This window comes from Stenotrophomonas sp. GW821-FHT09E08, assembly GCF_059416125.1.
In genome coordinates this window covers 97,443-121,852 of record NZ_JBWKOO010000006.1, presented here as the reverse complement: position 1 = coordinate 121,852, position 24,410 = coordinate 97,443, and the positions used below count along the sequence as shown (strand labels likewise).

Sequence of the window (24,410 nt, the reverse complement as noted above, 5' to 3'; positions counted from 1 at the left end):
CGTTACAGGATGTAGCGGCTGAGGTCCGGATCCTGCACCAGCTCGCCCAGGTGCGTATCGACGTAGGCGCTGTCGATTGCAAGGGTCTCGCCATCACGGTCCGGTGCTTCGTAGCTGAGCGAATCCAGCAACCGCTCCAGCACGGTGTGCAGGCGGCGCGCACCGATGTTCTCCTGGCGCTCGTTCACCTGGAAGGCGATCTCGGCCAGGCGATCGATGGCATCGGCGGTGAAGCTGACCTTGACGCCCTCGGTGGCCAGCAGCGCCTCGTACTGCTTGGTCAGCGCGGCCTTCGGTTCGGTCAGGATGCGCACGAAATCGTTCTTGCTCAGCGCACCCAGCTCGACACGGATCGGGAAACGACCCTGCAGCTCGGGAATCAGGTCGCTGGGCTTGGCCAGGTGGAATGCGCCGGAGGCAATGAACAGGATGTGGTCGGTCTTGATCGTGCCGTACTTGGTGGACACGTTGGAGCCTTCCACCAGCGGCAGCAGGTCGCGCTGCACGCCTTCGCGCGAGACGTCGCCACCACCCACGTTGTCACCACGCTTGGCGACCTTGTCGATCTCGTCGATGAAAACGATGCCGTGCTGCTCGCAGGCTTCGATCGCCGCGGTACGGATGTCGTCCTCGTTGACCAGCTTGCCGGCTTCTTCTTCGATCAGCAGCGGACGCGCGGCCTTGATGGTCAGCGTGCGCTTGTGCGCCTTGGCGCCACCACCGAGGTTGGCGAACATCGACTTCAGCTGCTGGCCCATTTCCTCCATGCCCGGCGGGGTCATGATGTCCATGCTGACGTTGGCGGCCAGGTCGAGCTCGATCTCGCGGTCGTCCAACTCACCATTGCGCAGCATCTTGCGGAACTTGATGCGGGTCTCGTTGTCCTGTGCCGACGGCTCGTTGCGCGCCACCTCCGGATCGAAACCGATGCCGCCACTACGTCGCGGCAGCAGCGCATCAAGGATGCGGTCTTCGGCGCGCTCTTCGGCCTGGGTACGCACGCGCACCTTGGCCTGTTCGCGGTAAAGCTTCACTGCGGTATCGGCCAGGTCACGGATGATCTGCTCGACGTCCTTGCCGACGTAGCCGACTTCGGTGAAGCGGGTTGCTTCGACCTTGACGAACGGCGCGTTGGCCAGCGTGGCCAGGCGGCGTGCGATCTCGGTCTTGCCGACGCCGGTCGGGCCGATCATCAGGATGTTCTTCGGCATCACCTCATTGCGCAGCTCAGGCACCAGCTGCATGCGACGCCAGCGGTTGCGCAGGGCGATGGCCACCGCGCGCTTGGCGTCGTGCTGGCCCACGATATGCCGGTCCAGCTCCTGCACGATCTCGCGCGGGGTCATGGTGGCGGAGGAAACTTCGATCTTCGACATGGATGTGCTCACGAATTCGTTGTCGGTAGCGCCGGGCCATGCCCGGCGGATCGGGGAGCGTTACAGCTCCTCGACCACCACGTTGCGGTTGGTATAGATGCAGATGTCGCCGGCGATGCCGATCGCTTCACTGGCGATGGTGCGCGCATCCAGTTCTGTGTGCGCCATCAGCGCGCGGGCGGCGGAAAGTGCATAGGAACCACCGGAACCGATGGCGATGATGCCGTCCTCCGGCTCGATCACATCACCGGTGCCGCTGATGATCAGCGAGGTTTCCTTGTCGGCCACGGCCAGCAGGGCTTCGAGCTTGCCCAGACGGCGCTCGGTGCGCCAATCCTTGGCCAGCTCGACCGCAGCGCGCTGCAGCTGGCCGTGCTTTTCCAGCTTGGCCTCGAACAGCTCGAACAGGGTGAAGGCATCGGCGGCGGCACCGGCGAAGCCGGCCAGCACCTGGCCGTCACGGCCAAGGCGTCGCACCTTGCGCGCATTGCCCTTCATCACGGTGTGGCCCAGCGTGACCTGGCCGTCGCCGGCAATGGCCACGTGCTCGCCGCGACGGACGCAGACGATGGTGGTGGCGTGGAAAACGTTGGGATTCTGACTGGGGTCCATGCGGCCTCCGATAGCTGTTCCCGGGAGATGGGGACAGCGCCGGGTGCGATCAAGCCTGTGCGGATGGCTGCCGTTCAGCGCTTGGCGGCGCGCCATGGGCAGGCGGGCGCCCTTTCAACGAACGCATCGCAATGCGCGCGGACCCCGCCGCCCGAACGTGGAACGCCTGTCGTTCAACGTTTTGCCTGCGACGGCCGCTCCGGATTGGGCTCGATGCCCCAGGCAATGTACCAGTCCTCCCCCTGCGTCTCGATCGGATGCTGGGTCCGGCCGGAACCATTGCCGCAGGCCAGCGCGTCAGCCGCGCAGTAGCGGTCGCAGCCCCAGCAGATGCGCTCGGGATGCCTGGGGTGCAGCGGAATGGGCTTCGCCATGGCAGGCAGTTTCCTCGTGGCCTGCGGCCACGGTGCGCCGGTTGCATCCGCCCAGCCCTGATCCAGATCAAGGGCGGTCTATTCAGCCTTGTCGTCCTTGCTGCGACGCTTCGCACGTGGATGCGCGGCGTCGTAGACCTTGGCCAGATGCTGGAAATCGAGGTGGGTATAGATCTGCGTGGTGGCGATGTCGGCATGGCCGAGCAACTCCTGCACGCCGCGCAGGTCGCCGGAGGATTCCAGGATATGGCTGGCGAAACTATGCCGCAGCATGTGCGGATGCACGTGCTTGAACAGGCCCTGGCGCTGCGCCAGCTGGCGGATGCGGATCTGCACCGCGCGTTGGCTGATCGACCCGTTGCGACCGGGAAACACCGGCATTGCCGGGCCACCACCACTTTCCGCACGCCATGCCTGCAGCGCTTCGCGCGCTGGTCGGCCGAACGGCACCCGGCGCTGGCGATTGCCCTTGCCCATCACGTTGACCAGGCCGCTGGCAAAATCAAGATCGCGCCAGGTCAACGCACACACTTCGCTCAGGCGCAGGCCGGAGGAATAGAACAGTTCCAGCAACGCGCGATCACGACGGCCGAGTTCACCCTCGGGCTCCAGTTCAACCAGCTGCACGGCTTCATCGGCATCGAGCACCTGCGGCAGCCGACGTGGCGCGCGCGGCGCCTTCAGCGTCGCCGCCGGGTTGACCTCGATACGGTCGTGCTTGAGCAGCCAGGCGTAGAAGCTGCGGCAGGCAGACAAGCGGCGCTGCAGGCTCTTGGCCGACAGTCCGCGGCGGTGTTCATCGGCGACGAACTGGCGCAGCGTTTCGGCATCGAGTGCTTCCACCACCACGCCCCGCGGCTCGGCCCACACCGACAGAGCGTCCAGGTCGCGGCGATAGGCATCAAGCGTATGCGCCGACATCCGCCGCTCCACCTGCAGGTGCTGCAGGAAGGCCTGTACCGCGCTCATCGTCGTGTCCTGCTCAGCCCGGGAAGCGCTTCAGGCCGGTGACCAGCGCATCGCCCATCATGCGCAGGAACAGCGTGCCCATGCCCGGGTAGAAGCGGTTCGGGTCATGGCTGCCGACCGCGATCAGGCCTACGCCCGGCAGTGGCAGCAATGCGGTGGTCTGCACTTCTTCGCTGCGTACGCCATACAGCACGGCGTTCTTTTCCGGCTGCAGGCGGCCACAGATCGGCTCGCCGTCCTTCAGGCAATCGCGGAACGGACCGAGCTGCGCATCATCGGCGGCGATCACCTGCAGCCAGTCTGCCTGTTCCAGTCCCGCCACCGGCGTGTGCACCACCAACCGCACCAGGTCGCCGGCGAAGTCTTCCTGCAGCGAGGCGGCCATCGCACGCAGGGTGTCGGCGGCGTTGTCCTGCTTCATCAGCGCCAGGGTCAGCTGGTGCGTACGCACCGCCAGACGCTCGTTGACCTGCGCGGTGGCGCCCAGATCGGCCAAGCGTCGCGCGAGCTCGCGGTTCTTCTCACGCAGCACTTCCAGCTGGTAGCTGGCCAGCGATGCGGTCGGGCCGTCATCGCGGGGCACCACCAGGGTCAGGGCCAGGTCCGGGAACTGCTTGAGGAAGCCGGGATGACGCCGCAACCAGGCAGCAACTTCGTGGGCCCCGAGCTTGTCGACGGTTTCGGTCATGCGATCCACTCCCCTTCGAAGACGAATGCAGTCGGGCCGGCCATTACCACCGGCTGGCCATCACCCGGCCACTGGATGCGGAGGTCACCACCGGGCAGGCTGATGCGCGCATCGCGCTGCAAGCGGCCACGCTGCATCAGGGTCACCGCAGCGGCACAGGCACCGCTGCCGCAGGCCAGGGTTTCGCCGACGCCGCGCTCGAACACGCGCAGGCGTGCATGCGCGGGGCTCATCACCTGGGCGAAGCCCACGTTCACCGAACGCGGGAACGACGCATGCTGCTGCAGCAGCGAACCGACGCGCTCGACCGGTGCGGCATCGATCAGGCCGACTTCAATCACCGCGTGCGGATTGCCCATCGACACTGCGGCAAAACGCACGGTCTCGCCCTGCAGCGGCAGCAGGTACTCCTCGCGCGGATGGGCGAAGCCCACCAGCGGCACGTTGGCCGGCTCGAACGCGGGCACGCCCATGGTCACCGCGTACTGGCCATCGCCCAGCACCTTCACTTCGTGGCTGGCCAGCGGGCTGTCGATGACGAACGCATCGCCCTGTGCACTGCCCTCGCGCACCAGCCAGGCGGCGATGCAGCGCGCACCGTTGCCACACTGTTCGGAATTGGAACCATCGGCATTCCAGATCCGGTACGAAGCCACCGAGCCTTCCGCACGCGGCGCTTCGATGGTCAGGATCTGATCGCAGCCGACACCGGTGTGGCGATCGGCCAAGCGCGCGGCCAGCTCGGGCGTAGGCGGCACGGTGCTGTCACGCAGGTCGATCACTACGAAATCATTGCCCGCGCCGTGCATCTTGCTGAAACGCAGCGCCTTGGAACCGGCCTCACTCATTCCCGCTGCCCACCTTCTTCGCGGGCGCAGGCGCCGGCTGGGTCGTCGGCGCGGCCGGGTCCACGGTCGTGGCCGGGGTGCCGGTGCCCTGGGTCTCCGCCGGAGTCGCTTCGTTGGCGGGCTCGGCAACCGGTTCGACCAGTTCTTCCACCGGCACCGGCTTCTGCGGCAGTACCAGCGGGCCCTTGTTGCCGCAGGCGGCGAGGAGCAGCAGCGAAGCCGCTGCCAGCGGAATCAGGATGGCGTTTCGATGGGGGATCTTCATGCCCCGAGTATAGCCATTGGCGGCTGAGCGGTTGGTGCAGGGTGCCGTGCCGCGCATCCGCCGGGCATGGCCCGGCGCCACCGCAACCGGGCCCCCTGGTAGCGCCGGATCATGCCCGGCGGGGGACGTTACTCGGGTGGCGGCAACGGCCGGGTCCACAACCAGATCGCCACCACGGTCATGCTTCCGATCGAGAACCACTTCACCCAGGCGATCGGCACGCACCACAGCATGATGCCGGCGCACACCGCCATGGTGACCGTGGCCATCCACTTGCCATAACGGCTGACCGCGCCATGCGCCTGCCAGTTGGCGATGGCCGGGCCGAAACGCGGGTGTTGCAGCAACCAGTTGTGCAGGCGCTCGGAACCGCGCGAAGCGGCCCAGGCCGAGATCAGGATGAATACGGTGGTCGGCAGGCCCGGCACGAAGATGCCGACGATGCCGGTGCCGAGGCTGACGTACGCCAGCAGCCACCAGGCCCAGCGGAAACGTACCGGCCGGACCGGCGCGGACGATGCTTTGGCAACGGGTGGGTCGGGCTGGCTCATCGCACAAGGATACCCAGAGCGGTGGCGGCGGCGATATCACCGCCGCCACCCTGCCTCATTCCGCCGCAGCGGCGCCGGCCGGGTCCTGGATACCCAGCTGCTGCAGCACGAAGGCGTATGACTCGGACAGCTCACGGTAGCGCTGGAAGCGCCCCGACTTGCCACCGTGACCAGCTTCCATGTTGGTGCGGAACAGGATCGGAAGATGACCGGTGTTGTCGTCACGCAGCTTGGCCACCCACTTGGCCGGCTCCCAATACTGCACCTGCGAATCCCACAGGCCGGTGCCCACGAACAGCGCCGGGTAGGCCTGCTTCTTCACGTTGTCATAGGGCGAGTAGGACAGCATGTAGTCGTAGTACGGCTTCTGCTCCGGGTTGCCCCACTCGTCGTATTCGTTGGTGGTCAGCGGAATGGTCGGATCGAGCATGGTGGTGACCACGTCGACGAACGGCACCTGCGCCACCATCACCCGATAGTCCTGCGGCGCCTGGTTGGCCACCGCGCCCATCAGCAGGCCGCCGGCGCTGCCACCGGAGGCGGCCACGCGATCTTTCGCCGCCCATCCCTGTGCCACCAGGCCACGGGTGACGTCGATGAAATCGTTGAAGGTGTTCTGCTTGTGCAGCAGCTTGCCGTTCTCGTACCAGTCACGGCCCATTTCCTGGCCTCCGCGGATATGCGCAATGGCATACACCACGCCGCGATCGAGCAGGCTCACCGCGGTCTGGTTGAAGTATGGGTCCATCGACATGCCGTAGCTGCCGTAGGCGTACTGGAACAGCGCGCCCTTGCCATCCTTCTGGTAGCCCTTGCGGTAGACCAGCGACACCGGCACCTTGACCCCGTCGCGGGCGGTGATCCACACGCGGTCGGTTTCGTACTTCGATACGTCATAGCCGATCACCGGCTGCTGCTTCAGCTGACGGCGCTCGCCCGTGGCAGTGTTCAGCTCGAACACCGTGGTCGGGGTGGTCATCGAGGTGTAGACGTAACGCAACCACGGCGTATCGGCCTCGGTGTTGTCGCCCAGGCCCATCGAATACGCCGGCTCATCAGCCTTCACGTAATCGCTGCGGCCATCCTTGAACAGCAGGCGGATGCGCTCCAGGCCCTCGGAACGTTCGGCGATGGCGGTATAGCTGTCGAACAGCTCGAAGCCTTCGATGAACACCGCAGCGTCGTGCGCGATCCAGTCCTGCCACTGCGAGCGCGAGGTGGCATCGGTAGGCGCGGTGACCAGCTTGAAGTTCTTCGCACCGTCGTTGGTGCGGATCACCCAGCGGCCATCGTAGTGGTCAGCGTCATACTCGACATCGCGCTGGCGCGGCGCAAGCACGGTGAAGGTGGTCGGATCACTGGCCGGCGCGTAGCGCTCCTCCGAGGACACGGTGCTGTGCACGCCGATGGTGATGAAGCGGTCGTCGCGGGTGCGGCCGATGCCCATGTAGAAACTGTCGTCCTTCTCTTCGTAGACGACGGTGTCGGCACTGGCCGGTGTGCCCAGCACGTGCTTCTTCACGCGCACGGTCAACAGCGTTTCCGGATCGTTCTCGACGTACAGCACGGTGCGGTTGTCGTCGGCCCAGACCAGATCACCGGAGCTGCCGCTGATCACATCGGGCAGCACCTGGCCGGTGCGCAGGTCCTTGAAGCGGATGGTGTACTGGCGGCGGCCGACGTCATCATCTGCCCAGGCCAACAGCTGGTTGTCCTGGCTGACCTCCATCGAGCCGACACTGAAGTAACCCTTGCCGGCGGCCAGTGCATTGACGTCGAGCAGGATCTCCTCGGGCGCTTCCATCGCACCCTTGCGGCGCGCATGGATGGGGTAGTCCTGGCCGGTCTCGTAGCGGCTGTAGTACCAGTAGCCGCGCTCACGCGCCGGCACACTGGAATCGTCCTGCTTGATGCGGCCGACGATCTCCTTGTACAGGGTGTCTTCCAGTGGCTTCAGCGGTGCCAGCAGCTGGTCGGCATAGGCATTCTCGGCCTGCAGGTAGGCCAGCATGTCCTTGTTCTCGCGTTTGTCGTCGCGCAGCCAGTAATAGTCATCGTTGCGGGTCGCACCGAACGGCGCCTTGACCACGTGCGGATGCTTGGCGGCATCCGGCGGAACGGGCGGAGTGGCGGCGGTAGCGGTGGTGGTCATCAGGCTGGCAAGCAACAGGCAGAGGGTGGATTTCATGAGATAAGGCTCCTGGTGCATCAATGCAATGGTCTTCGACGGGGTCAGATCCCTTTTCCCGAAAAGGGATCTGACCCCAATCCCGGCAATGCGGCAACCCTGCGGATCGTCATGGATCGCGCGCGCCCCTCCTCCGGGTCAGAGCCCTTTTGCACGCAAATGGGATCCGACCCCGGCACGCCGCGTACCATGGCTGCATGAGCACCCTGCCCCACATGCCGGGCTACAGCCGGCGCAGCCATGAAATCGCCCCGTTCCACGTGATGTCCCTGCTGGCCCGCGCACAGGCGCTGGAACAGGCCGGCCATGATGTGATCCACCTGGAGATCGGCGAACCGGACTTCACCACCGCCGAACCGGTCGTACGCGCCGGCCAGGCTGCGCTGGCCGCCGGCCACACCCGATATACCGCCGCGCGCGGCCTGCCGGCCCTGCGCCAGGCGATCAGTGGCTTCTATCGCAGCCACTATGGGCTGGACATCGATCCCGAACGCATCCTGGTCACGCCCGGCGGTTCCGGGGCGCTGCTGCTGGCCAGCAGCCTGCTGGTCGATCCCGGCCGCCACTGGCTGCTGGCCGACCCCGGCTACCCCTGCAACCGCCACTTCCTGCGCCTTGTGGAAGGCGGCGCGCAGCTGGTGCCGGTCGGCCCGGACACCGCATACCAGCTCACTCCCTCGCTGGTGGAACAGCACTGGAATGCCGACAGTGTCGGCGCGCTGGTGGCCTCACCCGCCAACCCGACCGGCACCGTGCTCTCCGCCGACGAACTGGCCGCACTATCGAAGGCCCTGCAGGCGCGTGGCGGCCACCTGGTGGTGGACGAGATCTATCACGGCCTGACCTACGGCCTGGACGCAGCCAGCGTGCTGCAGGTGGATGACAGCGCGTTCGTGCTGAACAGCTTCTCCAAATATTTCGGCATGACCGGCTGGCGGCTGGGTTGGCTGGTGGCGCCGCCGGCGGCGGTGCCGGACCTGGAGAAGCTGGCACAGAACCTGTACATCAGCGCCTCCAGCATCGCCCAGCACGCTGCGCTGGCCTGCTTCAGCGCGGAATCGATGGCGATCTTCGAGCAGCGCCGCGAAGCGTTCCGCGAGCGTCGCGATTATCTGTTGCCCGCCCTGCGCGAGCTTGGTTTCCGCATCGAAGTGGAACCGCAGGGTGCGTTCTACCTGTACGCCGACGTCAGCGCGTTTACCGACGACGCGCAGGCGTTCTGTGCGCACTTCCTGGAAACCGAACACGTGGCGTTCACCCCGGGCCTGGATTTCGGCTTCCACCGCGCCAACCAGCACGTGCGGCTGGCCTACACCCAGGAAGTGCCGCGGTTGCAGGAAGCGGTGGCGCGGATCGCACGCGGGTTGAAGCGATTCCGGTAGCGCCGGGCCATGCCCGGCGGCATATTGCCGCGCTCCGCGCTCGCCGGGCATGGCCCGGCGCCACCCGATAACGAAAAACGCCGCCCTGGGGCGGCGTTTTCCGTTCTGCTTATTCCGTTCTGCTTACTTGCCGCCCAACCGCTCCCACAGGAAGCTGTAGGCCAGTGCAGCCATGTGCGCGGCCTGCGCATTGTTGGCCGCACCGCCGTGGCCACCTTCGATGTTCTCGTAGTAGGTCACGTCCTTGCCGGCGTCGATCATCTTCGCCGCCATCTTGCGGGCGTGGCCCGGGTGCACGCGATCATCGCGGGTGGAGGTGGTGAACAGCACCGGCGGGTAGGTCTTCTTCGCGTCGAACAGATGGTACGGCGAGAAGGTCTTGATGAACTCCCAGTCGCTGGTGTCCGGGTTGCCGTACTCGGCCATCCACGAGGCACCCGCCAGCAGGTGGCTGTAGCGCTTCATGTCCAGCAGCGGTACCTGCACCACCACTGCACCGAACAGTTCCGGGTACTGGGTGAGCATGTTGCCGGTGAGCAGGCCACCGTTGCTGCCGCCCTGCACGCCCAGGTGCTTGGCCGAGGTGATCTTGCGGGTGACCAGGTCCTGCGCCACGGCGGCCATGTCTTCATAAGCCTTGTGACGGTTCTGCTTCAGCGCCGCCTGGTGCCAGCGCGGGCCGTACTCACCACCGCCACGGATGTTGGCGACCACGTACACGCCGCCCTTTTCCAGCCAGGCGCGACCCATGCCACCGGAGTAGCTCGGGGTCAGCGAGATCTCGAAGCCACCGTAGCCGTACAGCAGGGTCGGGTTGGAACCGTCCAGCTTCATCGCCTTGTCGTGCACCACGAAGTACGGCACGCGGGTGCCGTCCTTGCTGGTGGCGAAGTGCTGTTCGATCACCTTGTCCTTGGCATCGAAGAAGGCCGGCATGGTCTTGAGCACTTCCGGCGCCTTCCCGACCTCGGCCAGTGCCAGCGTGGTCGGGGTCAGGTAGTCCGTGGCGGTCAGCCAGACGGCGTCGCTGTCGTTGCTGTCCACCGCGCCCACGGCCAGGGTACCGAAGGCCGGCGCACCGACGAACTCACTCTTCTGCCAGCCGCTGGCACCCGGGGTCAGCACCGACAGGCGGTTCTTGACGTCGTCGAGCACGTTCAGCACCAGGTGGCTCTTGGTCCAGGTCGCACCGGCCAGCGAGGTGGTCGCGGTCGGGGTGAACAGGACTTCGAAATCACGCTTGCCGGCCAGGAAATCGTCGAGCTTGGTCGCCAGCAGCGAGCCGGAGGCGTAGGTTTTGCCACCTACGGTCCAGGCGTCACGCAGCTCCAGGGTCAGCCACTGCTTGTGCAGGCCCTTCTCCGCCGAGTTCGGCGCGTCGATCTTGGTCAGCGTGCCGTTGTCGGCACGCAGGTACAGCTCGTTGTTGTAGAAGGCCAGGGTGCGGCTGACCAGGTTGCGCTCGAAGCCCGGAGTGTCATCGTGCATCGCCGCGATGTACATGTCTTCCGGCTTGCCTTCGTACACCACGCTGGCCGAGGCCATCGGCGTACCACGCTTCCACAGCTTGGCCACGCGTGGGTAGCCGGAGGTGGTCATCGAGCCGGCACCGAAGTCGGTGTAGACGAATACGGTGTCGCGGTCGATCCAGTTCAGGCCGCCCTTCGATTCCGGACGGAAGAAGCCGTCCTTGATCCAGGACTTGTTGGACAGGTCGAACTCACGGGTGACATCGGCATCGGCACCGCCGCGCGACAGCGCGATCAGGCAGCGGCTGTAGTCCGGGCGCAGGCAGTCGGCACCGTGCCAGACCCAGTTCTCGCCCTCGGCCTTGTTCAACGCGTCCAGGTCGAGCACGGTTTCCCACTGCGGCGAGGCCTTGCGGTATTCGGACAGCGTGGTGCGCCGCCACAGGCCGCGCTCGTGCTGCTTGTCCTTCCAGAAGTTGTAGTAGTAGTCGCCGATCTTCTGCACGCCGGGAATCTTGGCATCGGAGTCGAGCACCTCACGGATGCTGGTCTCCATCTGCTTGAAGGCCGGGGTCTGCGCCAGGCGCCCTTCGGACTTGGCGTTCTGTTCCTTGACCCAGGACAGCGGCTTGTCGCCGGTGACGTCCTCCAGCCAGGCGTAGCGATCGGTTTCTTCAGCGGCCACGGCGGTCCCCACCGAGGCAGCGGTCATCATGCCGGCCAACAGGCAGGCGGAAGCGAGTCGTGACATTGCAGCTCCAGGCAGTCATAAGCCCAGGAACGCTAGCACGGAACGTCGCGGCCGCCCCCGTGTCGAAGGTCAGGCCGTGGCCGTCGAGCCGCGCCGGCCTCGAGGCGTCCCGCCGCTGCGACGTCGCGCCTGTCCACCGGTACGACGTGCCAGCCGCAACCACGACAGGCGTGGCAACGGGAAGCGCAGCAGTGCCCACCAGGCCACCAGCGGCATGCCCACCAGCCACATCGGCAGCCAGCCCAGCCAGGCGCTGCTGCCGCGCGCGGCCGGCCAGACCAGTACCAGCGCCAGGCCGGCCAGGGCCAACTGCTGCACGCTGCGCAGCAGGCGCGGGTCGGCACGCTCGAGGATGACGCGTTCAGTTGCAGGGCGAAGGACGGAACGTGCGTTCATGGGGCTTCTCCGGTAGACAATGCAACACAGCTTGGGCAAGCCCCTTCTCACAGGTTGCGACACCATTGACGGATCGCGTGCACACAGTCGACCATGCGCGTGCAAGCCCACTGGAGCACGCTCCCGCATGACCTCGATCCGCCCGCTCTGCGCCGTGCTGCTGGCCCTGTCCCTGGCGGGCCCCGCCATGGCCGCCAGTGAGCCGCCGTCGCCCCGTGCCAGCGCAACGCGCGCTCCCGCCCTGGACGAACCGATCGACCTGAAGCGCTTCATGGGCACCTGGTACGTGATCGGCCGCGTACCGAACTTCATCGAACGCGGCCATGTCGCCAGCGTCAACCAGTACGAACTGCGCGACGAACACAAGGTCGGCATCACCTACCGCTACCGCGATGGCTTCGGCGAACCCCTGCAGGAAGTCCGCGCCCGCGCCAGCGTCGACCCGGACAGCGGCAACCATGGCTGGCGCACCTGGTTCTATCGCGTGGTGCCTACGCATTCGCGCGTGCTGGAAGTGGCCCCGGACTACTCATGGGCGCTGATCGGCTACCCGGGTCGCGAGATGGCCTGGATCTTCTCGCGCACTCCGGACATGGACAAAGCCCTGTACAAGGAGCTGGCCGAGCGCCTGCGTGACGAGTACGGCGTCAACACCGACAAGCTCAAGCGGGTGCCGCAGCACCCCGAGCAGGTCGGCAAGCTGGGCTACGAAGTGCCGAACGTGCGTTGAGATGGCGCCGCCGGGCATGGCCCGGCGGACGAACCGATTATTTGCGGCTGTAATGCGTGACCAGGCGGTCGCCGAGCATCTGCAGCAGCTGCACCAGCACCAGCAATACCACCACGGTGACCAGGGCCACGTCGGTACGGTTGCGCTGGTAGCCTTCGCGAAGTGCCAGGTCGCCCAGGCCACCGGAACCAATCGCACCGCCCATTGCCGTGAACCCGACCAGCGCCACCGTGGTCACGGTCGCGGCTGCAATCAGGCCCGGGCGAGCTTCGGGCAACAGTACCCGGCTGACCAGTTGCCAGGTGGTGGCGCCCATCGCCTGTGCCGCCTCGACCACACCGCGGTCTACTTCACGCAGAGCAGTCTCGACCAGCCGCGCGTAGAACGGTGCCGCACCGATGACCAGTGCGGGCAGCGTGCCGAGCACACCGATCGACTGGCCCATCAGCCACAGCGACACCGGGATCAGCACCACCATCAGAATGATGAACGGTACCGAGCGCAGCAGGTTCACCACCAACGCCAGCACGCCGTAGGCGAAGGGCCGGCGCTTCAGCTGCGGCGCCCCGAACACGTACAACAACACGCCCATCGGCAACCCAATGGCCAGAGTCAGTGGCAGCGAACCGGCCATCATCAGCAGCGTCTCGATGGTCGCCTTGCCGATATCCACCCATTTGTCCGCATCCAGGTGGCGGAAGAAACCTTCAGCAGTGGCGGCGATCATCGACGCAGTTCCTCAACGTGCACGCCGGCGGCCACGAATGCGGCCTGCGCGGCGGACTGGTCACCGCCCACCAGGGCGACCACCAGCTGGCCATACGGGGTGTCCTTGATCCGGTCGATGCGGCCGGACAAGATGTTGTAATCGACCCCAGTCTGGCGGGCGACGCTGCCGAGCAGGGGTTCATAGGTGTCGCCGCCGAGGAAGGTCAGGCGCACGATGCGACCGCCGACGACGTCGAAATCGCGGTGCAGCGCGCCTTCATCCACGTGCTCCGATTCGCTGACGAAACGGCGCGTGGTCGGATGCTTCGGGTGCAGGAACACCCGAGTGACCGGGCCGGTCTCGACCATCTGGCCGGCATCAAGCACAGCGACGCGGTCGCAGACGCGGCGGATCACGTCCATCTCGTGGGTGATCAGCACGATGGTGAGGCCCAGCTCGCGGTTGATCTTCGACAGCAGTGACAACACCGAGGCGGTGGTCTGCGGGTCGAGCGCACTGGTCGCCTCGTCGCACAGCAGGATCTGCGGGCGGGTAGCCAGCGCACGGGCGATGCCGACGCGCTGCTTCTGGCCACCGGACAACTGGGCCGGGTATTTCTGCGCATGCGCTTCCAGGCCGACGGTCTGCAGCAGCTCGGCCACACGCGCGTCGATCTCCGCCTTCGGCGTACCGGCCAGCTCCAGCGGGAAGGCGACGTTGCCCGCCACCGTGCGCGAAGACAGCAGGTTGAAGTGCTGGAAGATCATGCCGATGCGCCGACGCAGCGTGCGCAGGCCGTTCGGGTCCAGCGCGGTGACATCCTCGCCGCCGATCAACAGCCGTCCACCGCTGGGCTCTTCCAGGCGGTTGATCATGCGGATCAGGGTCGACTTGCCGGCGCCGGAATGGCCGATGATGCCGAACACCTCTCCGGCCTCGATGGTCAGGTCCAGCGGTTGCAGCGCGCTGACTTCGCGGCCGGCAACGGCATAGGATTTGTGCAGGCGCTGGAACTCGATCACGGGCGTGACTCACCGGCTGGGTGGGGGAAGGGGGCGTGCAGCCTACCAGCGTGGGGGCTTGCGCGCCCGCGCCATGGGCCAGAATGTTATTCCTTTTGGTTCTAAGTCACCCAAACCGGAGCGTTGGCTGGGGTCAGAGCCCCTGCGGGATCCGACCCCGGGGCCGGATCCCCGCAGGGGCTCTAACCCCATTCCCCGGCCCAACCGACTCAGGGATGATCCAGCGGCTTCGGCGGCTCCTGCCGGTTCACCCGCTCGCGGTGCAGCAGGTACAGGCCGGAGGCGACAATGATCGCCGCTCCCACCCAGGTATAGCCATCCGGCAGCTGGCCCCAGAAGGCCAGATCCCAGCCGATCACCCAGACCAGGCCGCTGTACTCCAGCGGCGCGATCATCGAGGCCTCGCCCAGCTGGAACGCCTTGGTCAGGGCAATCTGGCCCAGCGCTCCGGCCAGCCCCATACCGGCGATCAGCGGCGCATGCGCCAGCTGCAGCGGCACCCAGCCCGGAATCGCCAGCAGGCCGGCGCCGATGGCCATGATCACCAGGAACCAGACCACCATCGACTGCGAGGTATCGGTGCGGGTCAGCAGGCTGACCGTGATCGCGGCGATGGCATAGGCGGTGGCCGCCGCCAGCACCATCAACCCTGGCACCGAGATGAAGCCGTCCACGCCCGGCCGCAGTACCACCAGCACGCCGATCAGGCCGATGCCGATGGCCACCCAGCGCCGCGGGCCGACCCGTTCACCCAGCAGCGGCACCGACAACGCGGCGATCAGCAGCGGGGCGACGAAATAGATGGTGTAGGCGGTGGACAGCGGCAGATCGCGCAGGGCGAACACGAAGCAGCCGATCATCGCCATGCCCAGCGCGCCACGCAGCAGGTGCAACCCCCAGCGACGCGGGATCAGCGAGCGCGGGCCGGCGCTGACCAGTACCCAGACCAGCACGAACGGCAGCGAGGCCGCGCCACGCAGGAAGGTCACTTCCAGGGTGGGATAGCTGGCCGACAGCTGTTTCATGCCAGCGTCCATCAGCGAGAAACAGGCGACCGCCGCAACCATCCAGGTCACCGCGCGCGAGGGAGAGCGTTGCAGGTTCATGGCCCATTATCGCCCGCCTGTTGCTCTTATGTAGCGCCGAGCCAAGCCTGGCTGGCCGTCTTGTAGAGTCGAGCCATGCTCGGCTGCTCTTCACAAAGCAGCCGAGCATGGCAACAGAAAGCGGGCATGCAGGCCGGCGCGATAGAATGGCCGCCACTGAATTCTGCGGAGTACCGCCCATGCCTTCCTTCGACGTCGTGTCCGAAGTCGACACCCACGAGCTGACCAACGCCATCGACCAGGCCAACCGCGAGCTCGCCACCCGCTTCGATTTCAAGGGCGTGGATGCCAAGTTCGAACGCGATGGCGATGTCATCAACCAGACTGCGCCGACCGAGTTCCAGCTCAAGCAGATGAACGACATCCTGCGTGCACGCCTGGCCGCGCGCGGCATCGACGTGCTCAGCCTGGAATTCGGCGATATCGAAACCAACCTGGCGCAGGCCCGGCAGAAGATCACCGTCAAGCAGGGCATCGAGCAGAAGATCGCCAAGAAGATCGCCGCGGCACTGAAGGATGCCAAGCTGAAGGTGGAGAGCCAGATCAACGGCGACAAGCTGCGCGTGCAGGGCAAGAAGCGCGACGACCTGCAGGACGCCATCGCCGTGCTGAAGGCCGGCAAGTTCGAGCTGCCGCTGCAGTTCAACAACTTCCGCGACTGATGGATGCCGCCGGGCCATGCCCGGCGACCTTCCGGTCAATCGCGCAGCAGCTTGTACAGCGTGGTGCGCGAGATACCCAGCTGGCGTGCGGCCAGACTGAGATTGCCGTCTGCGGCCTGTGCCGCACGGCGTGCCGCCTCGCGCTGCTGGTCACGCAGCTGCGGCGCACCCGGGTTTGTCGGCGCACTCTGCTGCGCGCCACGCCGCAATGCACCTCGCGGTGCCTGCAGATGCTGCAGGTAGACCGCACTGCCCTCGCCCAGACGGACCCGATGCGGCGCACCCGGTTGCAGCAGGCGACGCCGTTGCGCCGCACTGGCACCGGCAAACAGCGCCTCCAGACTCAGCAACGGCAACGGCCCGCGCCGTGGCAGACCCAACAGGCGCCTTGCAACGCGGTTGGCCGCGCGCAGCTGGCCGTCCTCCTGCACCGCCAGCAGCCCCTGCAGCGGTGACGCCAGCCAGCGTGGATCATGCTGCACGGCCAGCAGGTGCACGTCGGTGAGGGCATGGAACAGGCGGTTCTCGCTGGCCAGCGCGGCCTGCCGGAAATAGCCCTGCAGCAAGGACGGATCGCGCTCGCCCAGGCCGGTGATGTCGATCACCCCGAAGACCTTGCCGTCGAGATCGTGCAGCGGCTCGCTGAGGCAGAACACTGGGGCGAAACGCTGCAGGTAGTGCTCGTTGCCACGCACCAGCGCCGGCAGGTCGTCGGCCAGGCTGACCGCCGGTGCCGTGGTGCCGATTTCGCTCTCGCCCAGCCGTCGGCCAACCTGGATCGGCCTTAACAGGGGCGCGTCTTCCAGGCCATGCGCCTGCTGCGCGACCACCATGCCGTCGCGGTTGGCGCAGAACATCGTCCAGCCACGCCCACCGAAGGCCGCCCAGAGTTGTTGCAGCTCCGGCTGCACGCAGCGCGCCAGGCGTCTGTCATCGGGATGGGACAGATGGCGGCCATCGCCCAGCAGCGGCCGGTAGTCCGGCTCCTGCCCCGGCTGCAGACCGGCCGCACGCGAGCGCTGCCACGACTGCTGCAGCGGCAAGGGCAGGAGGCCCAATGACCGCGCATCCCCCTCGGCGAAGGCCGCCCGGGCGGCCACCAACTGTTGTTGTCCCAGTGCGGAAGCCATCATGGAGGCAGAGTACACCCGCGTTCGCCATGCCCGTGTTACGCCACGGCAACGGAACGTTTCCGCCAGGGATTCCTTACCCAATCAATCAAGGGGGTCGGAGCCGATTTCCTCCGGAAATCGGCTCCGACCCCATCGCATGTCCAACAGATCGCGGAGACCTGTCCAAGGCGGGGGGCCGCACCCAGCCGTGCCACCCTGCACTTACGCCGCGATGCGCAGGATCGGCTTCAACGTGATGCCACGGGTGCTGTCTTCGGCGGCCTGGTTGATCTGTTCCAGCGGATAGAACTTCACCAGCTTGTCGAACGGGAAACGGCCCTGCTGGAACAGTGTCACCAGCTGCGGAATGAACACCTGCGGCACGCTGTCACCCTCGACGATGCCGCGGATGCTGCGACCGCCGAGCAGCAGGTTGTTCACATCGAAACTGGCGGTGGTGCCCAGCTTCGGCGCACCGACCACGCCCATCATGCCAAGCCCGCCGAGCGCTTCGATGCCGGCGGAGAGCACTTCCGGGCGACCGGTCGATTCCAGCGCAAAATCAGCGCCGCCGCCGGTGATCGCACGCACGGCCTCGACCACATCGGTCTCGCGGCTGTTGATCACGTGGGTGGCCCCCAGCTCCAGCGCCAACTCCAGGCGCGACGGCACCACATCGATGGCGATGATGGTGGTGGCGCCAGCCACCTTGGCCGCCATCACCGCGCTCAGGCCGACTGCACCGGCACCGTAACTGGCGAAGCTGCTGCCGGACCGCACCTGCAGCGAGTTGAGCACCGCACCCGCGCCGGTCTGGATGCCACAGCCCAACGGGCCGAGCAGTTCCAGCGGTGCATCGTCCGGCACCTTGATTGCATTGATCTCGCGTGCAAGTGCATAGGTGGCGAACGAGGACTGTGCGAAGAAGTGGTCGTGCAACGACTGGCCCTGCGCATCGGTGATCGCGGTATGGCCGTGACCATCGTCGCCACCGAAGTTGAGCGCAAAGAAATCGCGACAATACGCGCCGTGGCCACCGCGACAGGGATTGCAGTGGCCACAGGCACCGTAGGTCAGCACCACATGATCTCCCGCCTTCAGCTCCTTGACGTTGGGCCCGACCGCTTCAACGATGCCGGCGCCTTCGTGGCCAAGCACCGCCGGCAACGGCACCGGATAGTACTGGTCGCGCACGATCAGGTCGGTATGGCACAGGCCCGTGGCCACCACCTTCACCAGCACTTCGTCGTCCTGCGGGCCGCGCAGCGTGGCCTGCTCGATGACGAAAGGCTGTTCCTTGCCGCGCACCACGGCGGCGGTGATCTCACGGGTTGCAGTGTCGATGTTCATACGTGGATCCTCCTGGATCAGATCGGGTAGGCGGGCGCTTCGCCCTTGACGGTCAGCCACTGCCACTGGGTGAATTCTTCGCCGTTGGCCGGGCCACCGATGCTGGTGCCGTTGCCGGACGCACCCACGCCACCGAAGGGATTGATCACCTCGTCGTTCACGGTCTGATCGTTGATGTGCAGCAGGCCGGTGCGCAGGCGTTCGCCGATCTTCAGCGCGCGGCCGACATTGCTGGAGATGATCGCCATCGACAGTCCGTACTCGCTGTCGTTGGCCAGGCGCACGGCTTCGTCGTCATCGTCGAATGGCACCACCACCGCCACCGGTGCGAAGATTTCTTCGTTGAATGCCGGATTGTCGGCCGCGACGTTGCCAAGCACGGTCGGTGCGAAGAACAGGTCCCGGTGCGTGCCGCCCGCTTCCAGCGTGGCGCCGGCCTGTACCGCCTGCTCGACCACGCGCGCGGCGTGGTCGCGCTGGCCGGCGTTGATCAGCGGGCCTATTGCTACGTCCTCGCGTGCAGGATCGCCCACCTTGAGCGCTTTGGCCTTGGCCACCAGCTTCTGCAGGAACGCGCCGTGGATCTTCCGGTGCACCAGCACGCGGCCGGTCGCCATGCAGATCTGGCCCTGGTGCAGGTAGACACCCCACGCAGTGTTGGCCACCGCCAGATCGAGGTCGGCATCGTCCAGAATGATCAGTGAATTCTTGCCCCCCAGCTCCAGCGAGACCTTCTTCAGGTGCTTGCCCGCTGCTTCGCCCACCTTGCGCCCGGCCGCGGTGGAGCCGGTGAACTGGATCATCGCCACGTTCGGATCGCTGGTCAGTGCGGCACCGGCCGTACCGTCACCCGGCAGCATGTGCAGCACACCCGCCGGTAGACCGGCCTGCTCGAACAAGCGCGCGATCACCGCGCCACCACACACCGCCGTGCGCGGATCGGGCTTGAGTACCACCGCATTGCCGAGTGCAATCGCCGGGGCCACCGCGCGCATCGCCAGGTACAGCGGGAAATTGAACGGCGAAATGATCCCCACCACGCCCAGCGGCCGGCGCCGTGCCAGGTTCAGCCGGCCCGGTTCGGAGGGCAGGATCTCGCCGACGCTGCGCGACGGCAGAGCGGCGGCCTCCTGCAGCGCCTTGATCGTCACCTTGGCCTCGAAGCCGGCCTTGAGGCGGGTCGAGCCGCTTTCGCGGACCAACCAGTCGATGAGGGTGTCGATGTTCTCCTCGGCCAGCCGCGCAGCCTTGCGCAGCACCTCGGCGCGCTGTTCATACGGTGCGGCGGCCCACGCCCGTTGTGCCTGCGCAGCGGTAGCTGCCGAACGCGCCACCTGCGCCGGGTCCGCCAGGCCGATCTCGCCGAGCGACTGGCCGGTAGCCGGTTCGATCACCGGCTGCCGCTGCACAGCGGCCTGCCAGTGCCCATCGAAGAAGGCGCCGGCCCAGAGAGCGTCCGGCAGCCACGGGGAAGATGCAGTCATGGGTGTCCTCCTGTGTCGTGCATCCATTCCACGCCCGTCGCCCCGGGCTGGCAATCGGCCATCCATTGATAGTGCGCAACGACTTGAATCGTCAGGGATTTCCAGCTTCGCCACTGTCCAGTTCCTGCACAGTGGACAGCGCAGCACCGGCACACTGCCTACAATGGCGGCCCCGCCAGCCCACGTGCCCGCCATGACCGATTCCCACCTGCCCACCGATGACCCGATCGCCGCCACCCGCCTGTGGCTGGAGCGCATCGTCATCGGCCTGAACCTGTGCCCGTTCGCCAAGGCGGTGTACGTGAAGGACCAGGTCCGCATCGTGCTCAGCGATGCGACCACGCCGGAAGCCCTGGTTGAACAGCTGGCCGAGGAGCTGGTGCTGCTGCGCGATACCCCGGCCGAGCAGATCGACACCACCCTGATCGTGCATCCGCAGGTGTTGACCGACTTCCTCGACTACAACGACTTCCTCGACAACGCCGACGCAGCGATCGAGGCACTGGACCTGCAGGGCATCCTGCAGGTGGCCAGCTTCCATCCGGACTACCAGTTCGATGGCGTGGCCGCAGACGACGCCAGCAACTACACCAACCGCGCGCCCTTCCCTACCCTGCACCTGCTGCGCGAAGACAGCGTGGCACGCGCGGTGGATGTCTATCCGGACCCGGACGTGATCGTCGAGCGCAACATCCAGACCCTGGACCGCATCGGTGTGGACGGCTGGCACCGCCGCCTGCGCGGCGAAGACCTGACGTGAGCACGGTGCCGCCGATTGCCGCATGGCCGGCCGCGCCGCTGTCGGGCAAGGTTGTGCTGGTCACCGGCGGCGCCAACGGCATCGGCCGTGGCATTGCCCAGGCCGTGCTCGGTGCCGGTGGACGCGTGCTGATCGGCGATCTGGACGCCGAGGCTGGCGAAGCGTGCCTGGCGGAATGGCGGCGCGGCGACGATGCCGCGTTCCAACCGTTGGACATCACCGATGAAGCCAGCGTGCGCGCTTTCATCGCCGTAGCCCTGCAGCATTTCGGTCGCATCGATGGGCTGGTCAACAACGCGGGCATCGCTGGACCGCATGGCACGTTGCTGCAGGACATGGACTGGAACGAATGGCAGCGCCGTCTGTCCTCGCTGCATGGTGCATTCCTGTGCAGCAAGCATGCGCTGCCGGCACTCTCGGCGAATGCTGCCGGCGCGATCATCAACATCGCCTCGACCCGCGCGTGGCAATCCGAATCACACAGCGAAGCCTATGCCGCAGCCAAGGGTGGACTGGTCGCCTTCACCCACGCGCTGGCGATCAGCAGCGGGCCGGCGGTGCGGGTGAACAGCATCAGCCCCGGCTGGATCGGCACCACTGCGTGGCAGGCACCATCGCGGCGCCACGCGCCGGAATACTCAGCCATCGACCGTGCGCAACACCCGGTGGGCCGGGTCGGCCGCCCCGAAGACATCGGTGCACTGGCGGTGTACCTGCTGTCGTCGCTGTCCGGTTTCACCACCGGCCAGGACTTCATCGTGGACGGCGGCATGACCCGGAAGATGATCTACGCCGAATGATCCCAAGGCGCGACGCCCGGTAGAGGCCAACCTTGGTTGGCCTGGGCTTTTCGCCAACCAAGGTTGGCGCCTACCAAGGCGTTACGCCATGTCCGAACATTCCGGTAGATCCACGCCATGCGTGGATGATCGTTGGCCTTACGCCATGCCCGAATGGCGCAGCAGCGCATCGATCTGCGGCGCGCGGCCACGGAAGGCCTTGAAGTTCTCCGCCGCCGGGCGACTGCCACCACGAGAAAGGATCTCTTCGCGGAAGCGCGCGCCGGTTTCAGCCAGCGCCTGCGGCGCCTCCTCGAACGCCGCATAGGCATCGGCGCTCAGCACCTCGGCCCACTTGTAGCTGTAGTAACCGGCTGCGTAGCCGCCGGCAAAGATGTGGCTGAACTGATGCGGGAAGCGGTTCCAGACCGGCGGATGGTTCACCGCCACTTCCGCGCGCACGCGGTCGAGCAGTGCCAGCACGCTGTCCTGCGCCGGCTCGAACTGGCTGTGCAGCAGCATGTCGAACAGGCCGAACTCCAGCTGGCGAACGGTGGCCATGCCGCTATGGAAGTTGCGTGCGGCCAGCATGCGCTCGTACAGCGCGCGCGGCAGCGGCTCACCCGTTTCCACATGCCCGGTCATGCCCTGCAGGTGGTCCCATTCCCAGCAGAAGTTCTCCATGAACTGGCTGGGCAGCTCCACCGCGTCCCATTCCACGCCGTTGATGCCGGCCACGCCCAGTTCGCCGATGCGGGTCAGCAGCTGATGCAGGCCGTGGCCCATCTCATGGAACAGGGTGGTCACTTCATTGTGGCTGAAGGTAGCCGGCTTACCGTTGGCACCGCGACCAAAGTTGCACACCAGGTAGACCAGCGGCGTCTGCACGCTGCCGTCGGCACGCTCGCGACGGTTGCGGCAATCATCCATCCACGCGCCACCACGCTTGCCTTCGCGCGCGTACAGATCCAGGTAGAACTGGCCCACCAGCGCGCCCTGCGCATCGACCAGCCGGAAGAAGCGCACGTCCTCGTGCCAGACCGGAGCGCTGTCCTCCTGCACGCGCAGGCCGTAAAGCTGTTCGATCACCGAGAACAGGCCGCCCAGCACCTTCGGCTCGGTGAAGTACTGCTTCACTTCCTGCTCGGAATAGCTGTAGCGCGCCTGCTTGAGGCGGTCGGCGGCGAATGCCAGGTCCCAGGCCTGCAGTGTGTCAATGCCCAACTGTTCGCGCGCGAACTGCTCCAGTTCGGCGCGGTCCTCGGCCGCGAACGGCTTGGCGCGCGTGGCCAGGTCACGCAGGAAACCGAGCACCTCGGCCGGGTCCTGCGCCATCTTGGTCGCCACCGAATAATCGCCATACGAGCCGAAACCGAGCAGCGCGGCCAGTTCAGCGCGCAAGGCCAGGATGCGGTCGATGTTACCGCTGTTGTCCAATGCATCGTCGCCGAACTCGGACGCACGCTGTGCGCTGGCGCGGTAAAGGATCTCGCGCAGGTCGCGGTCCTCACCCCAGGTCTGCACCGGCAGGTAGCACGGCATCTGCAAGGTCAGTTTCCAGCCGGTCTTGCCGTCCTTCTCTGCTGCAGCATGCGCGGCAGCCTTCACGTCTTCCGGCAGGCCCTTCAGTCGCGCTTCGTCCTCGATGATCAGCGACCACGCATCAGTGGCGTCGAGCACGTTCTGCGAGAACTTCGCCGACAGTGCCGACAGCTCCTCCTTGATTGCCGCGAAACGCTGCTGCGCCTCGGGTGCCAGCTCAGCGCCACCCAAGCGGAAATCGCGCAACGTGTTGTCCAGCACCTTGCGCTGGGCCTCGTCAAAGTGCGCCGCCTCGGCGCTGGCAGCCAGGGTCTGGTACTGCCGGTACAACGCCAGGTTCTGGCCCAGCGCACTGGCGAAACGGGTCACCCGAGGCAGGTTGCTGTTGTAGACCTCGCGCAGTTCCGGGGTGTTGACCACGCCCTGCAGGTGGCCGACCAAGCCCCAAGCGCGCCACAGGCGTTCGGTGGCATCGTCCAGCGGGGCAACGAAGGTCTCCCAGCGCACCGGCTGCACCTGCTCGGCTGCGCTGACGGCGGCTTCGGCCTCGGCCAGCAGCACGTCCAGCGCCGGCGCCACGTGCTCGGGGCGGATCGCCTCGAAGCGCGGCAGGCCGGAAAAATCGAGCAGGGGGTTGGCAACGGTCACGGCAGATCTCCAGGGTACGGGCCCGACAGGCGGGCAGCACGGTAGATATGGCGCTGCCGGGCGTGGCTGACAAGGGGGCGCTGCCCGGTATTCACGTCGGCCTTACGGTCGCGGTTCGAAGCTCTGGCTGCGGGGGAGTCCGCAGCGGTAGGTACCCAACGAGGGCCCACATGGAAGGTCTGGCTGCAGTTGCATCCGTCTCATCGGCGCGGTCGCTGGCGTTGTCCGCCAGCGCGGCCGAGCTGACCTGGATCGCCGCGCTGTGCGATGCCGGCGACGACGCCCCGCGCCACCTGCAGCAGTTGCAGGCCGTGCTTCAGCAGGGCGGCACCTTCAACGATGCCCAGGAGTGGTACCCGTTCGAGGTGATCGAACGCGGCGCCAGCCAGCTGCGGCTGGGCCATGAGCGCGAGTTTGTGATCTGCGTGCTGCTGTGGCTGCAGGCACTGGCCCAGGGCCGGGCCAGCGGCCTGGACCCGAGCCTGCACCTGGATGATCGCGCGATGGACATCGAGGCATTGCCCGATGCGCTGCGCGATGCAGTGCTGGATGCGTTCACCGCAGCGGGGTATTGATCGGGGTGCGACACACCGCTGCGCTCGCCGGGCATGGCCCGGCGCTACCCTCCCAGCACGAT

At 66.5% G+C, this 24,410-nt stretch carries 24 protein-coding genes; 6 read left to right on the top strand and 18 right to left on the bottom strand.

The genetic code is table 11. The annotated features are described in order from the left end of the window. Positions 1 to 2: 2 nt before the first annotated feature. The 9 genes from hslU to AC07M7_RS10105 form a co-directional block, all read right to left on the bottom strand. Complete coding sequence (hslU, locus tag AC07M7_RS10145) at positions 3 to 1,376, bottom strand: ATP-dependent protease ATPase subunit HslU (protein ID WP_046985007.1); 1,374 nt, start codon at positions 1,374 to 1,376, stop codon at positions 3 to 5. 60 nt (positions 1,377 to 1,436) lie between these two features. Then, a complete protein-coding gene (gene hslV / locus AC07M7_RS10140; RefSeq protein ID WP_005411093.1) occupies positions 1,437 to 1,988 on the bottom strand; it encodes an ATP-dependent protease subunit HslV in 552 nt (183 codons plus the stop codon). A 173-nt stretch (positions 1,989 to 2,161) separates the two neighbouring features. After that, positions 2,162 to 2,362, bottom strand: coding sequence for a DUF3079 domain-containing protein (locus AC07M7_RS10135; protein WP_046985006.1), 201 nt, complete (start codon positions 2,360 to 2,362; stop codon positions 2,162 to 2,164). Between the two features lie 78 nt (positions 2,363 to 2,440). Continuing rightward, complete coding sequence (gene xerC, locus AC07M7_RS10130; protein ID WP_046985005.1) at positions 2,441 to 3,331, bottom strand: tyrosine recombinase XerC; 891 nt, start codon at positions 3,329 to 3,331, stop codon at positions 2,441 to 2,443. Between the two features lie 13 nt (positions 3,332 to 3,344). Further along, positions 3,345 to 4,019 carry a DUF484 family protein gene (locus AC07M7_RS10125; protein WP_006393359.1) on the bottom strand — a complete coding sequence of 225 codons (675 nt, stop codon included), beginning with the start codon at positions 4,017 to 4,019 and terminating at the stop codon, positions 3,345 to 3,347. Beyond that, positions 4,016 to 4,867 carry a diaminopimelate epimerase gene (gene dapF / locus AC07M7_RS10120; protein WP_428709878.1) on the bottom strand — a complete coding sequence of 284 codons (852 nt, stop codon included), beginning with the start codon at positions 4,865 to 4,867 and terminating at the stop codon, positions 4,016 to 4,018. Before dapF ends, AC07M7_RS10125 begins: the two co-directional genes overlap by 4 nt. Beyond that, positions 4,860 to 5,132, bottom strand: coding sequence for an LPS translocon maturation chaperone LptM (gene lptM, locus AC07M7_RS10115; protein WP_012512147.1), 273 nt, complete (start codon positions 5,130 to 5,132; stop codon positions 4,860 to 4,862). The genes dapF and lptM overlap by 8 nt, the downstream gene beginning before the upstream one ends. A 128-nt stretch (positions 5,133 to 5,260) precedes the next feature. Further along, a complete protein-coding gene (locus AC07M7_RS10110; protein ID WP_046985003.1) occupies positions 5,261 to 5,683 on the bottom strand; it encodes a YbaN family protein in 423 nt (140 codons plus the stop codon). A 55-nt stretch (positions 5,684 to 5,738) separates the two neighbouring features. Continuing rightward, positions 5,739 to 7,871 (bottom strand): S9 family peptidase, encoded by a 2,133-nt coding sequence (locus tag AC07M7_RS10105; RefSeq protein WP_046985002.1) that lies wholly within the window; start codon positions 7,869 to 7,871, stop codon positions 5,739 to 5,741. Positions 7,872 to 8,068: 197 nt separating this feature from the next. On the opposite strand from AC07M7_RS10105, the gene AC07M7_RS10100 reads away from it, so the two are divergent. Next, positions 8,069 to 9,253 carry a pyridoxal phosphate-dependent aminotransferase gene (locus tag AC07M7_RS10100; protein ID WP_136639037.1) on the top strand — a complete coding sequence of 395 codons (1,185 nt, stop codon included), beginning with the start codon at positions 8,069 to 8,071 and terminating at the stop codon, positions 9,251 to 9,253. Positions 9,254 to 9,376: 123 nt separating this feature from the next. Here AC07M7_RS10100 and AC07M7_RS10095 read toward each other — a convergent pair whose 3' ends face one another. Together AC07M7_RS10095 and AC07M7_RS10090 are read right to left on the bottom strand one after the other, a co-directional pair. Further along, positions 9,377 to 11,473 (bottom strand): prolyl oligopeptidase family serine peptidase, encoded by a 2,097-nt coding sequence (locus AC07M7_RS10095; RefSeq protein WP_495207307.1) that lies wholly within the window; start codon positions 11,471 to 11,473, stop codon positions 9,377 to 9,379. A 69-nt stretch (positions 11,474 to 11,542) separates the two neighbouring features. Next, a complete protein-coding gene (locus AC07M7_RS10090; protein WP_046984999.1) occupies positions 11,543 to 11,869 on the bottom strand; it encodes a hypothetical protein in 327 nt (108 codons plus the stop codon). Between the two features lie 127 nt (positions 11,870 to 11,996). Between AC07M7_RS10090 and AC07M7_RS10085 the strand changes: the two genes are divergently transcribed. After that, complete coding sequence (locus tag AC07M7_RS10085; protein ID WP_046984998.1) at positions 11,997 to 12,599, top strand: lipocalin family protein; 603 nt, start codon at positions 11,997 to 11,999, stop codon at positions 12,597 to 12,599. Between the two features lie 37 nt (positions 12,600 to 12,636). On the opposite strand, the gene AC07M7_RS10080 is transcribed toward AC07M7_RS10085, so the two are convergent. The 3 genes from AC07M7_RS10080 to AC07M7_RS10070 form a co-directional block, all read right to left on the bottom strand. Next, positions 12,637 to 13,326 carry a methionine ABC transporter permease gene (locus AC07M7_RS10080; RefSeq protein WP_046984997.1) on the bottom strand — a complete coding sequence of 230 codons (690 nt, stop codon included), beginning with the start codon at positions 13,324 to 13,326 and terminating at the stop codon, positions 12,637 to 12,639. After that, the gene (locus AC07M7_RS10075) at positions 13,323 to 14,330 is read right to left on the bottom strand and encodes a methionine ABC transporter ATP-binding protein (RefSeq protein ID WP_495207306.1); all 1,008 of its coding nucleotides are present in this window, start codon (positions 14,328 to 14,330) and stop codon (positions 13,323 to 13,325) included. Before AC07M7_RS10075 ends, AC07M7_RS10080 begins: the two co-directional genes overlap by 4 nt. 209 nt (positions 14,331 to 14,539) lie before the next feature. Beyond that, on the bottom strand, positions 14,540 to 15,436 hold the full coding sequence (locus AC07M7_RS10070; RefSeq protein ID WP_012512153.1) for a DMT family transporter: 897 nt from the start codon (positions 15,434 to 15,436) through the stop codon (positions 14,540 to 14,542). A 179-nt stretch (positions 15,437 to 15,615) separates the two neighbouring features. Here AC07M7_RS10070 and AC07M7_RS10065 point away from each other — a divergent pair, with 179 nt between their 5' ends. Then, complete coding sequence (locus AC07M7_RS10065; RefSeq protein WP_006471121.1) at positions 15,616 to 16,098, top strand: YajQ family cyclic di-GMP-binding protein; 483 nt, start codon at positions 15,616 to 15,618, stop codon at positions 16,096 to 16,098. A 35-nt stretch (positions 16,099 to 16,133) separates the two neighbouring features. Here the strand turns inward: AC07M7_RS10065 and AC07M7_RS10060 are convergent, their stop codons facing one another. From AC07M7_RS10060 to AC07M7_RS10050, 3 genes are all read right to left on the bottom strand, one after another. Beyond that, positions 16,134 to 17,231 carry a helix-turn-helix domain-containing protein gene (locus AC07M7_RS10060; RefSeq protein ID WP_253078344.1) on the bottom strand — a complete coding sequence of 366 codons (1,098 nt, stop codon included), beginning with the start codon at positions 17,229 to 17,231 and terminating at the stop codon, positions 16,134 to 16,136. A 201-nt stretch (positions 17,232 to 17,432) separates the two neighbouring features. Then, positions 17,433 to 18,560, bottom strand: coding sequence for an NAD(P)-dependent alcohol dehydrogenase (locus AC07M7_RS10055; RefSeq protein ID WP_006393723.1), 1,128 nt, complete (start codon positions 18,558 to 18,560; stop codon positions 17,433 to 17,435). Between the two features lie 17 nt (positions 18,561 to 18,577). Then, positions 18,578 to 20,044 carry a benzaldehyde dehydrogenase gene (locus AC07M7_RS10050; RefSeq protein WP_495207305.1) on the bottom strand — a complete coding sequence of 489 codons (1,467 nt, stop codon included), beginning with the start codon at positions 20,042 to 20,044 and terminating at the stop codon, positions 18,578 to 18,580. 193 nt (positions 20,045 to 20,237) lie between these two features. On the opposite strand from AC07M7_RS10050, the gene AC07M7_RS10045 reads away from it, so the two are divergent. Beyond that, a complete protein-coding gene (locus AC07M7_RS10045; protein WP_032129027.1) occupies positions 20,238 to 20,804 on the top strand; it encodes a DUF1415 domain-containing protein in 567 nt (188 codons plus the stop codon). After that, positions 20,801 to 21,604, top strand: a complete 804-nt coding sequence (locus tag AC07M7_RS10040; RefSeq protein ID WP_337302218.1) for an SDR family oxidoreductase — start codon at positions 20,801 to 20,803, stop codon at positions 21,602 to 21,604. The genes AC07M7_RS10045 and AC07M7_RS10040 overlap by 4 nt, the downstream gene beginning before the upstream one ends. Before the next feature lie 138 nt (positions 21,605 to 21,742). Here AC07M7_RS10040 and AC07M7_RS10035 read toward each other — a convergent pair whose 3' ends face one another. Further along, positions 21,743 to 23,773, bottom strand: coding sequence for a M3 family metallopeptidase (locus AC07M7_RS10035; RefSeq protein WP_426355110.1), 2,031 nt, complete (start codon positions 23,771 to 23,773; stop codon positions 21,743 to 21,745). A 170-nt stretch (positions 23,774 to 23,943) separates the two neighbouring features. Here AC07M7_RS10035 and AC07M7_RS10030 point away from each other — a divergent pair, with 170 nt between their 5' ends. Further along, positions 23,944 to 24,348: a hypothetical protein gene (locus AC07M7_RS10030; protein WP_046984990.1), complete on the top strand. Its 405-nt coding sequence runs from the start codon at positions 23,944 to 23,946 to the stop codon at positions 24,346 to 24,348. Positions 24,349 to 24,410 lie beyond the last annotated feature (62 nt).